Below are 14,167 nucleotides of genomic sequence, written 5' to 3' on the forward strand. Positions count from 1 at the left end.
TCGTCACGCTCGCAATGACGGGCTGCGACAGCCCCGCTCTCGAATTCGCATACCACCGCCCACCGCGCTCTGGTACCGTCCGACACGCCGGTCTTCCCGAATGTCGAGAAATAGCGCGATGTATGATGTCATTGTTGTCGGCGGCGGCTCCGCCGGCGCCGCCGTGGCCGCAAGGCTGTCCGAGGATCCCGCGCGGCGCGTGCTGTTGCTCGAAGCCGGCCGCGACTGGCGCGCCGATGAGGCGCCCTGGGAGGTGCGGACGCCGAACCCGATCCCGATCATCCACAAACGCGAGTACCAGGAGAAATGGCAGTGGCCCGATCTGTTGTCGCGCCGCGTGGCCGGGCAGGAGCCGCGCTTCTACTGGCGCGGCAAGGGGCTCGGCGGCTCCTCGATGATGAACGGCCAGATCGCGATCCGCGGCGTCGCCGATGCCTTCGACGAATGGGCCGCCGATGGCTGCACCGGCTGGTCGGCGAAGGACGTGATGCCGCTGTTCTCCGTGATCGAGGACGATCTCGAGTTCGGCGACGCCGAGGGCCACGGACGCGGCGGGCCGCTGCCGGTCTATCGCGCGCCGCCAGAAACATGGGGCCCGATCGACCGGGGCCTGCGCGATGCCGCGCTCGCGAGCGGCTATCCCTGGTGTGCCGACCTCAACGGCCCCGATGGCGAGGGCGTTGCCTGCTATCCCATCAACAGCCGCGACTTGCGCCGCATCAGCACCAATGAGGGCTATCTCGAACCGGCGCGTGGCCGCGCCAATCTGGAGATCCGCGGGCATGCGCTGGTCGATCGCGTCCTGATCAGCGACGGCCGCGCCACCGGCGTCCGCGTTCACATCGAGGGGCAGGGCACTCACGAGATCGGCGCGCGGCAGATCGTGCTCTGCGCCGGCGCCATCCACAGCCCCGCAATCCTGCTGCGCTCGGGCGTCGGCCCGGCCCAGGAATTGAAGGCGATGGGAATTGGCGTCGCACGCGATCTGCCGGTCGGCCGCCACTATTTCGATCACCCGCTGTTTCGTACCACGATCCAGCTTCGCGAGCAGCTGCGTCCCACCGATCCCGACACCCGCCACACCAATTGCTGCGTGACCTATTCTTCTGATCTCGCCGACGGCGGCAAGCGCGACATGATCCTGATCGCCTTCAATCATCGCGGCATCGGCATGCCCGGCGCGATCGGCGCCGGGCTGTTCAACGCGTACTCCCGTGGCACGCTCAAGCTGGCCTCGACCGATCCCGCGATCGATCCCATCGTCGAGGAGAACATGCTGGCCGATCCCCGCGACATGCTGCGCATGATGGACGCGGTGAGGCGCCTCGCGGTGATCACGTCGCAGCCGGCGCTGTCCGATATTGCCGACTGGATCCGGCTCGCCGACACGGATTTGACGCTGCCGCAGGCCGCTCGCTTGCCGGATCACGAGCTCGACGCGGTGCTGCGCCGCGAGACCGGCGACATCCAGCACGCCGCCGGCAGCTGCCGCATGACCGGCACCAATGATGCCGATGGCGTGGTCAATCCGGATGGCTCCGTGAAGGGCATCGCGGGTTTGCGCGTCGCCGACGCCTCGATCATGCCGTCCGACTGCCGCGCCAACACGCATTTCACCACGGTGGTGATCGGCGAGGCGATCGCGCGGATGATGATGCGGTAGCCACAACGACGGTGTCATGCCCCGGCTTGATCAGGGCATCCAGTACGTCGTGGCCTCACGCCGCAATCACGACGGTCTCGGAGTACTGGATCGCCCGGTCAAGCCGGGCGATGACACCGAGGATGGGGCAGGACCAGCCGCCGCCCCGTTTGTCAGGTGAGGCTTGACAGGCGGGTAGCACAAATTGACCGGTCTGTTTTGCCCAACAGGCAACGGCCGATTTGAGCCACGCGTGGAAGCGTCTTCAGATTTCGCACCCGCGCATATTCAACGCCTTGAGCAAGCCGCCAAATGCCTTCAGCCGGCAGGGCTCCGGATTGCTCGCGGCCTTTGAGCGTTGGGGGGCGGCGGCCTGCTTGACGGCGATCGCTCTTGGCTTCTTCTTTGGACGCTCAGCGGTCGCGAGCTTCTTCGAATTGTGCCGATGAAGGGCAATCGGCTTCGGCTCCGACGAACCAAGATGGACGTCTTGCGGGGGAGCAACACGGTCTTCAACCGGAGGCACCTGGGTCAGCGTCTCGCTGCTCCCGGCAGCGATCTCAAGGCGATCAGCCTTCGCCAGCGCGCCATGTGATGCAGAGGGGCTTGCGTCTTGCTCGGCAAGGGGCGGCGCGATCATGGCGACGCGACGCGGCGGAGCTCTCAGTTCCATGGCCGACAGCATCCCGACACTCAGCAGGATCAGCAGGCCCAGCAACGCCATTCTCAGCATCATGCGCCTCTAACAGATGTTAGCGCTGCTGAAGATTCTGCGTGCCAATGAGGGCAACTTGTCGGCGGGGCGCCGTGCCCCGGCAGATCATTTGCCGACAGGGTTAATTTCGGTGATGCCCTCTGGGGGCCGAGGATGCTGCTGCGCACGAATTGCTCCGGGGAATGGCCAGAGGCCACTCACCCGAATTTCCTGATGCGAACGTCAGAGTTCGACGCCTCAGGCCGGCAAGCCAGATCCCTGACGAGTGTCCTAAGCCTTCGCAAACCTTTGCGGGGCATTTCCGCCCATGCGGGTTGCCGCGGCGGCTTCGTCGATGGCATCCATCAACTGAGCAGTGGCGGAATGTTGAATCATATGACCCGCTCCAGCGATGCGATGCAATTTGCTATGCTTGATTTCACCGTGCAGTCTGACCGACTGCTTGTCGATGTCGATCAGACGGTCTTCGTCGCCTGCGATTATGATGGTCGGGATATTGATCTGATCATAGGTCTTCGATGACTCAAACGCGGCGGGTATCATCAACGCCGCTTCCGCCGCGCTGGCGCGCATCTGTGATGGTCGCACCGCCATCTCCTTCGGGAAGCCATCGAACTTATCGGGGACCGATCGAGGGCCGAACATCTTGTGCAACATGGCTGGCCACAAAATGCGACTGAAGATCGGCGAGATTGTGTGGCTGATGGCATCACCCACCCCAGGCATAGCAGAGACCGAGGAGGCCGCTACTTCGGCGCGGGCGGTTGGAAAATAGTAGCCCGATGCCAGCACCAAGGCTTCGACACACGACGGATGTCTTATCGCCAGCGCAAGGGCAACGGAAGCACCCCATGAATGTCCAAGCACAATTGCCTGCTGAACGCTCAGCCGTTCAAGTGCCTTTCGGATCAGATCTGCCTGTGCTTCGGGAGTCCAGATCACGTTGCGCGGCCGCGAGCTGTGCCCAAATCCGGGACGATCGAATACGATAACCCTGTAGCCATTGGCCGCGAGGTCGATCAGCCCGCTGGAGTCAAAGTCCTGGATCATGCTGCCGTTGCCGTGAAGGAGCACCAGGGGACGCCCGTCGCCGCGTTCCACGTAGTGCAGCCGGGCGCCGTCGATGTCCAGGAACTGCCCACGGGGTGGGTTATCGCGCTCGGCTTTCCTGGCGAGGCGCTGGTTCACGATCGCTGCCACCCCGAGAAGGGAAGCTGCCGCGGCAAAGGTCGCAAGCAGAGGATGACGTTGCAAGGCAACGACGTAGTCGGACGACAGGGAGGGGGAGCGTTTTCGCGCGAGAGCCATTTGCAGTACCTCAGGTGGTCTGCACGATGACTCAGGCAAATTGAGAAATGTTGCAGCTCACGGTCAACGGGGGCGGTTGAGCTTTCGTTCCAACACAAATCGGAGTGGCCTGGCGAGCATGCAAGAGGATGAGTGTGTCAGGTGGGTGGTGTCGCACCGTCATGGCCGCTGTCGCAGGCAGGCCTTTCGGGCGCTTGAGTGCCTCACTCGGTTGCCAATCCACGCGAACGCCAGACCAACGCGACGAAAACTGGAACATCGACCGTCGATTTCCGTTCAAGCCCGTTACGTCCTTCAAGGAGTAATGGCTAATGACGAACAACAAGAATCCGGATCAGAAGCAACCCGGCGAGAATCCGGATGGCAAATATCACTACAATCCTGGAAACATGGCTGGGAAAAAGCCCGGCGATGCGAAGCAGACGAAGGAAAATCGCGACGTTTCGCGTGAGCACAACGACGAGGAAAAGGCCGCCGACTAACAGTCGCTGATCGAAATCGGCAGTTCTTGCGCAAGAAGTCTAACATGATCGGCAAAACCTCTTGCGCGGTTCACGAGAATTGACCCGTCGCCAGTTGTGCGCCTGACGATGGGTCATCGCGGGTGGATGGCACGAGCTCAAGGTGGCTTTCGTTCCGTACGGTGCCGACTTGTGCCCGGCGGAATGCAGGCGGAAACGCTCCGTGATCCCCAGCAAAAAATACAGGGGAACGCTTCGCTCGTACCCGATTTGCTTCCAGAGGCCGGCATTGTTCAAGCACGCCGGCTTCATCACTCAACAAATCGGGATTGCGATGGCTTCCGTCGAATCGGGGTTGAACAGATATTTTGAACTGATTGAGCGTCGAGTGCCGACGAGAGCAGCTGGTTGGATTCGCTGGCTGCGAGAGCCATCCGTGTTCTGGGTCCGTCTCGGTGTCGCAGGGTTACTCGTTCTCGGGGGCGTTTTCAGTTTCTTGCCCCTCCTGGGTCTCTGGATGCTTCCACTCGGCCTGCTTCTCATTTCCCAGGACATGCCGATCGTGCAGAAGCCTCTCCTCGCCGTGCTGCGCTGGACCGAGGTGAAGTGGAGGCAGTTGAGGCGACTGTTCCGAACGCGGCCGTTATAGCCGAGGGATCAGGCGATACCTTCCTGCGACGTCGCGGCAAACCCGATATTTGGAACGTTGGGGTTGCGCAGGGCTTGGTCAAGCAGGAGGTCCCATGACCAAGACATCAGACCACGGTATCATGCGCGTACGGGGAGAAGATCAGCCTGCAGACAAGGAACGGGCTCAACTGGCTCAAAAAATCGAGCTCGGCCACACGCCGCCCGTCCTGCGGGAAGAGGCGAACGACCGGGATTGATCGGCAGCTCCTTTCGGTAGCTCGCGCGCGGGTCCGTGACAGGGATTCGCGCGCCGGCACATTATGCTGCCTTCTGCCGCTGCTCGAAAGCCGCAATGGCCCGATTGGAGAGCATCAGCGTGCGGCTTTCCCCCTTTAGAATTTGCGCCTTGATGCTTTCCAGTAGAATCTCCGCCGCCTGCTGAGGATCGGCGATCCCACCCGAGCGTTCGAGGAAGTCCCAGGCAATCTGAAGTGAGTTTTCTATGATCATCGGAAGTGGTTCGGTCATGCGGGACGAACGCCTCGGATGCCGTCCCGTTCCTCTGTTCTGGAGCCGGTGATCCCGGGGCAGAGACCGTTGGCTAAGAGCGTGAAGGAGATGTCCAGGAACGCTCGGCGAGCGGGCAGGGCGCCCTGACGCTCAGGCGGCAAGCTCTCGGAGCGTCGAGATGATTGCCTCTGACGGGTACGGCTTGCGGAAGAATCTCGCCCCATCGGGCAGTTCGGGTCCCTTGATAAGATGGCCCGAGACGACCAGCAGCTTGATCGGCGGCCACCTTTCGCGAACGGCTATCGCGAGTCGAACGCCATCCATCGAGCCGGGCATCCTGACATCCGTGAAGACCACGCAGACATCCTGTCTGGCTTCAAGTATCCTGATGGCCTCATCAGCATTGCCGGCAAGGAGCGGATGCAATCCTGCATCCTCGACGATGTCGCTCGCCATCAGGAGAAGCATCGGCTCATCCTCAACGACCAAGACGCAAGTGCCGTGAGGCGAGGTTTGCTCAAGCATATCATTCCCTTCGCACGCGGAAGACGACACCGGCCGGGACATCCCCGCAGTCACGCTCTTAAACCGTCACAGCAGCCGACGTTCCGAGTGTCCGGTTCTTTTTGGAATAATCTTCGCGGCATCGCCAATGCGGCTGACTATGAGCGGGAGATGCCGGCCATGCGCTGCCGCGACTTCCGTCACACGGCGTGGAACTTTGTCTCGCTCGCGTCTAGCCGCCGTCCTTAGTCACCGCCGCAAGGCTCGCCAGTCGAACGCCGCAGCGCTTGTCCTGGCCGGTCTGGTCATTGGCGCCGCAATCGGATCGAAAAGCACGTGCCTGTGTCTTTGCTGGATGCCACAGAGATCTCGCCGCCATGAGCTTCGACGATCAATTTTGCGATGTAGAGGCCCAGACCAAGGTGAGTGCTGTGCTCGGACGGGTCGCCGGCATCCTTGGCCTCGTGTCCAGGATTGGAAGATTGATTTCTGAGTCTCAGGCGGGATCGAAGACCCGAGATTGTGCACGTTGATCGTGACGGTATCAGGATCGTTGCCCGCAACCGTCACGGTGATCGGGGCCGTTACGTCGCTATATTGGACGGCGTTGCCCATCAGGTTGGACAGCACCTGTCCCAGACGAGCGGGGTCGCAGGAAACCAACGGATCACCCTCATGCGTGACCTGAAATTTCCGATCTGCGTTGACCGAGCGAAACTCATCCGCGATTGCCTGACATAAGGCCGCAACGTCGTTCCTGGTCTTTGTAACAGGGATCTGCGTGCCGAAAGACGAGCGCGTGAGATCGAGCAGATCGTCCAGAATTTGGGTCGCCCGCCCTGCCGCCAGCCTGATCTCCGAAACGATCCTGGCCTGCTTCGCGTCGGTTGTTCCAGATCGCTCGATCCACTGGGCGCCCATCGAAACGGCGCCCAGGGGATTGCGCAGATCGTGGCCAAGGACTCCCAGAAACAAGTTGCGCGAGTCATTTATCGTCTTTGTATAGTGCGCCACCGACTCCGTTACGGCCTGATCGATCGCCTCGTTGAACCGCGTCAAATCCTCGATATCGGTATCGGCAAGGCTCCGATGGTGCGCAACCCACTGCTTGACGACGCTTGCACGAAGCGCCCTGTATTCCGAAACCATCTGATCGATATCAAAGCCGTCGGCGAGGCGTAGAGCGGCATGAAGCTCGGCGGCGCTTTGAGAAAAGGCGCTATCTTGCGGGCCGTCGCCCCGCGATTTGTCCAACCTCTCCCGCGGGGTTTGTACGGTTTCTAGGTCGTCCGCCACAAACCTGAGAAGATCGACGATATGATCCTCCAGAGCCAGCTTTGACATCTTGTCGCTGGCCGGTGACAAGGTTCGCGCGAACTCCGTCCATTCCTTCACGATAGGGGCGTGGTTCTGTCGAATGAAGTCAGCCAGGCGTTCATACTCTCTCGGCCCAGTAGAACTGCCCAAAGCGAACTCCCTAGCGAGATGAGTGCAGGCCACATCCAGCGCGCATAAGCCTGCGGTCCGGAACGCCAAACTCTACATATAGCTACTGGCCTTCTCCGTCACAACTACGCTGCCGCCAGAGGCGGCAAGTTCATTGCAAGACCGAGTTGCCGTTTGCAGGGTCGGTGTGGAACCGACGAGGTGAAACTCGTCGGCAGACCTGCGCGCTTCAGATCACTCCCGCCAGCCGCAGCGCCACGCCCGCCGCGCAGCTTGCCGCCAGCACAGTGAGCATGCCCAGCCTGAAGCGGAAGATCGCGGTTGCCGCCGCGATCGACAGCAGCAATGCCGGCACATCGATGCTCCCCAGCACTGGCCTGTCGAAATCCAGCGGGAAGGCATGCACCGGCACGGTCTCGCGGAACAGCGTGTGCAGCGCGAACCAGATCGAGAGGTTGAGGATCACGCCGACCACGGCGGCGGTGATCGCCCCGAGCGCGCCGGCGAGGCCCGTGTTGCCGCGCAGGCGCTCGATATAGGGGGCCCCGACGAAGATCCAGAGGAAGCAGGGCGTGAAGGTGACCCAGGTGGCGAGCAGGCCGCCGAGCGTCGCCGCCAGCATCGGCGAGAGCCCGCTCGGGTCGCGGTAGGCGGCCATGAAGCCGACGAACTGCAGCACCATGATCAGCGGGCCCGGTGTGGTCTCGGCCATGCCGAGGCCGTCGAGCATCTCGTGCGGTTTCAGCCAGTGATAATGCTCGACCGCCTGCTGGGCGACATAGGCCAGCACGGCATAGGCGCCGCCGAAGGTGACCAGCGCCATCTTCGAGAAGAACAGCGCGATCTGGCTGAAGACGCTGCCTTGCCCGAGCACCAGCAGCAGCGCGGCCACAGGCACCAGCCAGAGCGCGAGCCACAGCGCGCCAACGCGGATCGCGCGTGCGGTGTCGGGGCGGACGTGCTCGGGCACGGCTTCGCCGAGCATGCTGTCGATCACGGCCGAGCTGCCGCCATGGCCGTGACCGGCGGGGGCGAATTCCGGGCGGCCGCTGCGTGCGCCGGCATAGCCGATCAAGCCGGCGGCGATGATGATGATCGGGAAGGGGACCGCGAAGAAGAAGATCGCGACGAAGGCGATGCCTGCAAGCGCGATCATGATGCGGTTCTTCAGCGCGCGCTTGCCGACGCGCACCACGGCCTCGACGACGATGGCGAGCACGGCAGCCTTGAGGCCGAAGAACAGCGCCTCGACGAAGCTGACATTGCCGTAGGCCGCATAGATGTAGCTGAGGCCCATGATGGCGATGATGCCGGGCAGGATGAACAGCCCGCCCGCCATCAGCCCGCCGGCGGTGCGGTGCATCAGCCAGCCGACATAGGTCGCAAGCTGCTGCGCCTCCGGGCCCGGCAACAGCATGCAATAATTCAGCGCATGCAGGAAACGGCCTTCGGAGATCCACTTCTTCTCCTCGACCAGGATGCGGTGCATCACCGCGATCTGGCCCGCGGGCCCGCCGAAACTCAGGCAGGCGACGCGAAGCCAGACGCGAAACGCGTCGTTGAAGCTGATGCCGTGACCGGCATCAGCTCCTGCTTGGACGTTGCGGGTGTCCATTACGCCTTCACCTTGTTGGTCGGCCAGTTGTGGGTCTCGGCCGTCGCATCGCGGCACCAGCGGTAGAAGGCATCGTAAAGCGTCATGCCGGCCTCGAGCTGTTCGAGGTCGTCGTCATACATGCGCGACAGCCCGAGCGAGGCAGCGAGCAGGCCGGGCGCTTCCGGCGCAAGATCTGGCCGGGCGGTGTCGGCGCCGCGCACCAGCGTCGCGAGCCGGAGCAGGGCCGGGGTGGCGATGCCGAACTCCTCGATCATGACGTCGAAGGTGCAGAGCTCGCCGCGGTGGCTCCAGAACACGTTCTCGATGTCGAAGGGCGCAGCGTTGAAGCGCTCGCCGACGGCGACCACCTCGGACGGTGCCACGTACAGGAACACCGCATTGGGGTCGACGAAGCGGCGGATCAGCCAGGGGCAGGCGATGCGATCGACCTTCGGCCGCGCCCGCGTCACCCAGACGGTGCGCCCTTTGGCATCGCGCGGCGGCAGCTTGCGGGCGTCGACCAGCGGCAGCTTGGCCGCCTTCCAGCCCTCAAAGCCGTCCTCCAGGGTTTCGGCCTCGGCGCCGAGTTGTCTCAGCCAGGCGGCCGTGCCCTGCGCCAGCTTGGCGCCGCGCAGGCAGGAGACGATGGCGGAGCGGCCGGCAAATGCGCCGCCCCATTCCGCGACGGTCTCGTGGCTGAGCTTGATCGAGCCGGGAATCAGCCGCCGGTCGGCGGCAAAATCCTCCTCGGTGCGGACATCGATCAGGACAGGAGCATTGGCCGTGCCGATCAGGCGCGCCAGCTTGTCGGATGAAATGGTCGTGAAAGTAGGCATGTTGTTGCGTCCTCGCAAAAACCGAACGGGACGCGATACTTGGGCATGTCGCCTCGTGGGGAGATCGCTCAAATCCCCATGAGGCAGATTACATCGAAACTAAGAAGCACTGTCAATCCGGGGAACGACTGGACCTTAGAAAAGTGCTGCCCGCCGGTCTATAATGAACCTCAACGGACCTGAATCTCCTGGAGAATTCGATGCACTCGCATTCCATCGAGCAATGGACTCACGACCACGCCTTCCTGGGCGAGAAGCACGACGAGAACGAGCGGCGCACCTGGCTCGTCGTCGTCCTGACGCTGGTCATGATGGTCGGCGAGATCGTGGCCGGCTCGCTGTTCGGCTCGATGGCGCTGCTCGCCGATGGCTGGCACATGGGCACGCATGCGGCCGCGCTCGGCATCGCCGCCTTCGCCTACCGCTTCGCCCGCCGGCATCTGGGGAATGCGCATTTCACCTTCGGCACCGGCAAGTTCGGCGATCTCGCCGCCTTCGCCAGCGCGATCATTTTGGGATTGATCGCGGTCGAGATCGCCTATGAGAGCGTGCTGCGGCTGATCAATCCGGTGCCGATCGTCTATGGCGAGGCGATAGCCGTGGCCGCGCTCGGCCTTGGCGTCAATCTCGCCAGCGCGTGGCTGCTGCGCGACAACCATGACCACCATCACGGCCATGCGCACGGCCACAGCCATGCGCATGACGATCATGACCACGACCACGATCATCACGGCCATCACCACCGTCATCACGACAACAATCTGCGCGCGGCCTACGTCCACGTCATGACCGACGCGGCGACCTCGGTGCTGGCGATCGCCGCGCTCGCGGTGGCCATGTATTCGGGATGGGTCTGGGCCGATCCCGCCGTCGGCCTGATCGGCAGCGCGGTGATCGCGAGCTGGGCCTTCGGCCTCGTCAAGTCATCGGGCGCGGTGTTGCTCGACGTGCGGGCCGACGAGAAGCTGGAGCGGGTGATCCGCTCGCGCATGGAGGCCGGCGACGATCGCGTCACCGACCTGCATCTGTGGCAGGTCGGCCCCGGCCATTGTGCCGTGCTGCTCTCGGTGGTGTCGGACAAGCCGAAGCCGCCGGCGGTCTACAAGCGGCGGCTCGCCGGATTGAAGGGCCTCAGCCATGTCACGGTGGAGGTCGAGACCTGTCCGCATTGACTTGCCCGCATTGACATGGCCGGAATTCTGTCGCGCGGCCGGGGTTGAACTTCGGTCGCGGCATGCACGGCCGCAAGGGAGGACCCATGATGCGCAGGACCAAGCTCGCTCTCGCCATGGCTGCACTGGCGCTGTCAGGCGCCGCGGCATCGGCGCAATCGGACAAGAGCGGTGTCGAGAAGCTCTACGTGCTCAATTGCGGGGAGGGCACCGCGGGCGACATCTCGCGCTGGACGCCCGGGCTGAACGAAGGCAAGACGATGGATTTCGTCGACACCTGCTATCTGATCAAGCACACCAAGGGCTGGTTCCTGTGGGACACCGGCATCGCCGATTCCGTTGCCGCGATGCCCAATGGTCTCGCGCCGGCCGATCCCAAGGCCGTCACCTGGCGCCGGCCGAAGACGCTGGCCGGACAGCTCGAGCAGCTCGGCGTCAAGCCGGACGACGTCAAGGCCATGGCGGTCTCGCACACGCATCCGGACCATACCGGCAATGTCGAGCTGTTCCCGCAGTCGATGCTCTACGTGCAGAAAGCCGAATATGACTGGCCCGGCGCCAACAACGCGCCGCGCTTCAAGCCTTCGCACCCGGCCGAGCTGCTCAGCGGCGACAAGGACGTGTTCGGCGACGGCAGCGTGACCATCCTGTCGACGCCCGGCCACACGCCCGGGCACCAGTCGCTGCTGGTGAAACTGCCCAAGACCGGCGCGGTGGTGCTGTCGGGCGATGCCGTGCACTTCAAGGACAATTGGGACAACCGCCGTGTCCCCAGCATGAATGTCGACAAGGACCAGACCACGGCCTCGATGCAGAAGATCGCGGACACGCTCGCCAGGGAGAAGGCGCAGCTCTGGATCAATCACGACAAGGCCCAGCGCGACAGCCAGAAGATGGCGCCGGAGTTTTACGACTGATCCAGCGCGGGTGCTGCTGCCATGATGGTGGCAGCAGCATCGTGCTAGGGGCGGCGGAAGCTCCACGATGGGAGACGAAGGTGGGGGAGTGGCTCGGGGTTGCGATCGCGCTGGTCTCGAGCAGCATTGGCGGAACCGCCGCGGCGATCACCCGCTATCTCGTCGGCGGCGCAGATCCCATCCTGCTGGCGATCCTGCGCTGGGGCATCGGCTTTCTCTGCCTGCTGCCGTGTGCGCTGCTGCTACGCGTGCGCTGGCCGCAACGGTCCGACTGGCCGGCCGTGGCCGGGCTCGGTATCTGCTTCTTCGGCGTGTTCTTCATCCTCTACAACATCGCGGTATCCTACACGACCGCAGCGCGCGCCAGCCTTGCGCTGGCGACGCTGCCGCTCCACACCATGGTGGTCGGCGCGATCCTCGGCGTCGAGCGATTGACGACGCGCAAGATCACGGGCGTCGGTATCGCCGTGCTCGGCGTGGCGGCGGCGCTGGCGACGGGCCTCGCGCAGAGTCCGCCGGGCGCCTGGCGCGGCGAGCTGATCATGACCGGCGCGGTGTTCTGCATGGCCTTCTACAACGTGCTGTCGCGGCCGCTGATGCAGCGCTCCAGTGCGCTCGGCTTTCTCACGGTCGGAATGGGCGCGGGGGCTGCGGTGCTGATACTGGCGGGCCTGGCGAAAGGCAGCTTCGCGGCGCTCGATCGTTTCACCACGGCACAATGGATCGCCGGCGTTTATCTCGGCATTGGCGGCGGTGCGCTCGCCTTCATCCTCTGGGTCATGGCCTTGGGGCGGGCGACGCCGACGCGGGTTGCCAACACGATGACGGTCAATCCGATCGCCGCAGCTCTGCTCGCGGCGCTCTTGATCGGCGAGCCGATTACGCCAAATCTTCTGGTGGGGCTGGTGGCGGTGTTCGCCGGCATCTGGATTGCGACCGGCGAGACGAACCCGGCCTAGCTTTTTGGCGCGGTTGCCGCGGGCGGGCTCGTCTCCGGCGTCTTCTTCGGCTTCAGCGAGCCGGCATAGAACGAGACCAGCCAGACCAGGAGAACGGCGAGCAGATAGACGCCCCAGGCCTGCGGCGGCGTGGTCGCCCAGCGCAGCAGGCCTTTGAACGTGCGGGGCGGGCGGGGCTCTTCGGTCATGGGCCGCTTGTGCGCGAAAGCCTTGACCCAGTCAATTCTTGGTCCGGTCAATCCGGCCGCGGCCTGGTGCGGATCAGGAACAACGCCGCCAGTGCCGACAAGCTGAGCGCGGATGAGACGATCAGCACCTTGGCGCCCATGACGTCGATCAGCAGGCCGAAGGCCAGCGGCGCCACGGCCTGCGCCATGCGTGCGGGGGCGCCGATGATGCCGAGACGGTAGCCGAAATCCTTCGGCCCGAAGATCGACAGCGGCAGCGTGCCACGCGCGATCGTCAGGATGCCGTTGCCCGAGCCGTGGAACAGCGCGAATGCGCTCGCCGCGGCGCCGCCGAAGATCGCCACGACCACCGCGCCGATCGGGTGGGTGAGGCAGGCAAGCCGGGTCGACCACAGCGGATGGAAGCGGCTGAGGAAGCCAGCCTCCAACATGCGTGCACCGACCTGCGCCGGGCCGATCAGGGCGCCGGCCGCGATCGCCTCGGCCGGCGTTGCGCCCGTCGTCTCCAGGATGCGCGGGAAATGAGCGGCCATGGCGCCGGTCACGGTCCAGACCGCCGCGAAGATAAAGGCCAGCAGAAGCATGGTGCGATCGAGCGGCAGATGCGGCTTCTCGGCCGTGGCCGCCGCTCGGCTGGCGCCCTTGATCGCCGGCAGCATGAAGAAGTTGAGCGGCAGGCCGATCAGGATGTTGGCGGCCGCCCAGGCAAAGCAGGTCTCGCGCCAGCCGATATGCGACAGGCCCCAGGCAGTGAGCGGCCAGCCGACGGTGGAGGCAAAGCCCGCCATCAGCGTGATGCCGGTGATGGGTCGGCGCGCCTCGGTGCCGTAGATGCGCCCCAGCGCGGCGAAGGCGGCGTCGTAGAGCCCCATCGCCATGCCGATGCCGAGCACGAGCCAGGCGAACACCATTACCGCAACGGACTGCGAGAGCCCAAGGAGCGCGAGCCCGGCGGCGATGGTCAGGTTCGAGGCCGACAGCACCTGCCGGCCGCCGACGAGATCGATCTGCCGCCCGATCCGCGGGCCGAGCATCGCCGAGATCACCAGCGAGGCCGAGAACGCGCCGAAGATCCAGTTGGAGGAGACGCCGAGATCGCGCGCCATGGGATCGGCGATCAGCGCCGGCAGATAATAGCTGGACGCCCAGGCCAGGGTCTGCGTGGTGCCGAGCGCCAGGATGATCGGAAGCTGGCGCTGGCTCATATTCCCGTATTTCTGGTCGCCGGTGTCATCGGTTCCATTTGCAGCTTGCGGCGCGAGCACGTCAACAGCGCCTGCGG

At 64.2% G+C, this 14,167-nt stretch carries 15 protein-coding genes; 6 read left to right on the forward strand and 9 right to left on the reverse strand.

Annotated features, from left to right (window positions below; genetic code table 11):
- Positions 1 to 118 precede the first annotated feature (118 nt).
- Positions 119 to 1,663 (forward strand): GMC family oxidoreductase, encoded by a 1,545-nt coding sequence (locus CO669_RS28215; RefSeq protein ID WP_097663215.1) that lies wholly within the window; start codon positions 119 to 121, stop codon positions 1,661 to 1,663.
- 244 nt (positions 1,664 to 1,907) lie between these two features.
- On the opposite strand, the gene CO669_RS28220 is transcribed toward CO669_RS28215, so the two are convergent.
- Complete coding sequence (locus CO669_RS28220) at positions 1,908 to 2,366, reverse strand: hypothetical protein (protein WP_245444541.1); 459 nt, start codon at positions 2,364 to 2,366, stop codon at positions 1,908 to 1,910.
- Between the two features lie 261 nt (positions 2,367 to 2,627).
- Positions 2,628 to 3,665: an alpha/beta fold hydrolase gene (locus CO669_RS28225; protein ID WP_097663216.1), complete on the reverse strand. Its 1,038-nt coding sequence runs from the start codon at positions 3,663 to 3,665 to the stop codon at positions 2,628 to 2,630.
- Positions 3,666 to 3,976: 311 nt separating this feature from the next.
- On the opposite strand from CO669_RS28225, the gene CO669_RS36175 reads away from it, so the two are divergent.
- Together CO669_RS36175 and CO669_RS36450 are read left to right on the forward strand one after the other, a co-directional pair.
- Positions 3,977 to 4,147: a hypothetical protein gene (locus tag CO669_RS36175; protein ID WP_198964302.1), complete on the forward strand. Its 171-nt coding sequence runs from the start codon at positions 3,977 to 3,979 to the stop codon at positions 4,145 to 4,147.
- A gap of 722 nt (positions 4,148 to 4,869) precedes the next feature.
- Complete coding sequence (locus CO669_RS36450) at positions 4,870 to 5,013, forward strand: hypothetical protein (RefSeq protein WP_245444543.1); 144 nt, start codon at positions 4,870 to 4,872, stop codon at positions 5,011 to 5,013.
- A gap of 61 nt (positions 5,014 to 5,074) precedes the next feature.
- Here CO669_RS36450 and CO669_RS28240 read toward each other — a convergent pair whose 3' ends face one another.
- From CO669_RS28240 to CO669_RS28260, 5 genes are all read right to left on the reverse strand, one after another.
- Positions 5,075 to 5,284, reverse strand: a complete 210-nt coding sequence (locus tag CO669_RS28240; RefSeq protein ID WP_097663217.1) for a hypothetical protein — start codon at positions 5,282 to 5,284, stop codon at positions 5,075 to 5,077.
- Between the two features lie 132 nt (positions 5,285 to 5,416).
- Positions 5,417 to 5,791 carry a response regulator gene (locus CO669_RS28245; RefSeq protein WP_097663218.1) on the reverse strand — a complete coding sequence of 125 codons (375 nt, stop codon included), beginning with the start codon at positions 5,789 to 5,791 and terminating at the stop codon, positions 5,417 to 5,419.
- Between the two features lie 228 nt (positions 5,792 to 6,019).
- A complete protein-coding gene (locus tag CO669_RS28250) occupies positions 6,020 to 7,237 on the reverse strand; it encodes a sensor histidine kinase (RefSeq protein WP_283806826.1) in 1,218 nt (405 codons plus the stop codon).
- 208 nt (positions 7,238 to 7,445) lie between these two features.
- Entirely contained in the window at positions 7,446 to 8,831 is a 1,386-nt protein-coding gene (gene chrA, locus CO669_RS28255) for a chromate efflux transporter (RefSeq protein WP_097663219.1), read from the reverse strand.
- Positions 8,831 to 9,649, reverse strand: coding sequence for a chromate resistance protein ChrB domain-containing protein (locus CO669_RS28260; RefSeq protein ID WP_143278753.1), 819 nt, complete (start codon positions 9,647 to 9,649; stop codon positions 8,831 to 8,833). The genes chrA and CO669_RS28260 overlap by 1 nt, the downstream gene beginning before the upstream one ends.
- A 200-nt stretch (positions 9,650 to 9,849) precedes the next feature.
- On the opposite strand from CO669_RS28260, the gene dmeF reads away from it, so the two are divergent.
- From dmeF to CO669_RS28275, 3 genes are all read left to right on the forward strand, one after another.
- On the forward strand, positions 9,850 to 10,821 hold the full coding sequence (dmeF, locus tag CO669_RS28265; RefSeq protein WP_097663221.1) for a CDF family Co(II)/Ni(II) efflux transporter DmeF: 972 nt from the start codon (positions 9,850 to 9,852) through the stop codon (positions 10,819 to 10,821).
- Positions 10,822 to 10,907: 86 nt separating this feature from the next.
- The gene (locus tag CO669_RS28270; protein ID WP_097663289.1) at positions 10,908 to 11,738 is read left to right on the forward strand and encodes an N-acyl homoserine lactonase family protein; all 831 of its coding nucleotides are present in this window, start codon (positions 10,908 to 10,910) and stop codon (positions 11,736 to 11,738) included.
- Between the two features lie 80 nt (positions 11,739 to 11,818).
- Positions 11,819 to 12,697 (forward strand): DMT family transporter, encoded by an 879-nt coding sequence (locus tag CO669_RS28275; protein ID WP_097663222.1) that lies wholly within the window; start codon positions 11,819 to 11,821, stop codon positions 12,695 to 12,697.
- Here CO669_RS28275 and CO669_RS28280 read toward each other — a convergent pair.
- Together CO669_RS28280 and CO669_RS28285 are read right to left on the reverse strand one after the other, a co-directional pair.
- A complete protein-coding gene (locus tag CO669_RS28280; protein ID WP_097663223.1) occupies positions 12,694 to 12,885 on the reverse strand; it encodes a hypothetical protein in 192 nt (63 codons plus the stop codon). The genes CO669_RS28275 and CO669_RS28280 overlap by 4 nt on opposite strands.
- A 47-nt stretch (positions 12,886 to 12,932) precedes the next feature.
- Positions 12,933 to 14,090, reverse strand: a complete 1,158-nt coding sequence (locus tag CO669_RS28285) for an MFS transporter (RefSeq protein WP_097663224.1) — start codon at positions 14,088 to 14,090, stop codon at positions 12,933 to 12,935.
- Between the last annotated feature and the right edge of the window lie 77 nt (positions 14,091 to 14,167).

Origin of the sequence: Bradyrhizobium sp. Y36, from assembly GCF_002531575.1 — a bacterium.
Taxonomy (GTDB): Bacteria; Pseudomonadota; Alphaproteobacteria; order Rhizobiales; family Xanthobacteraceae; genus Bradyrhizobium.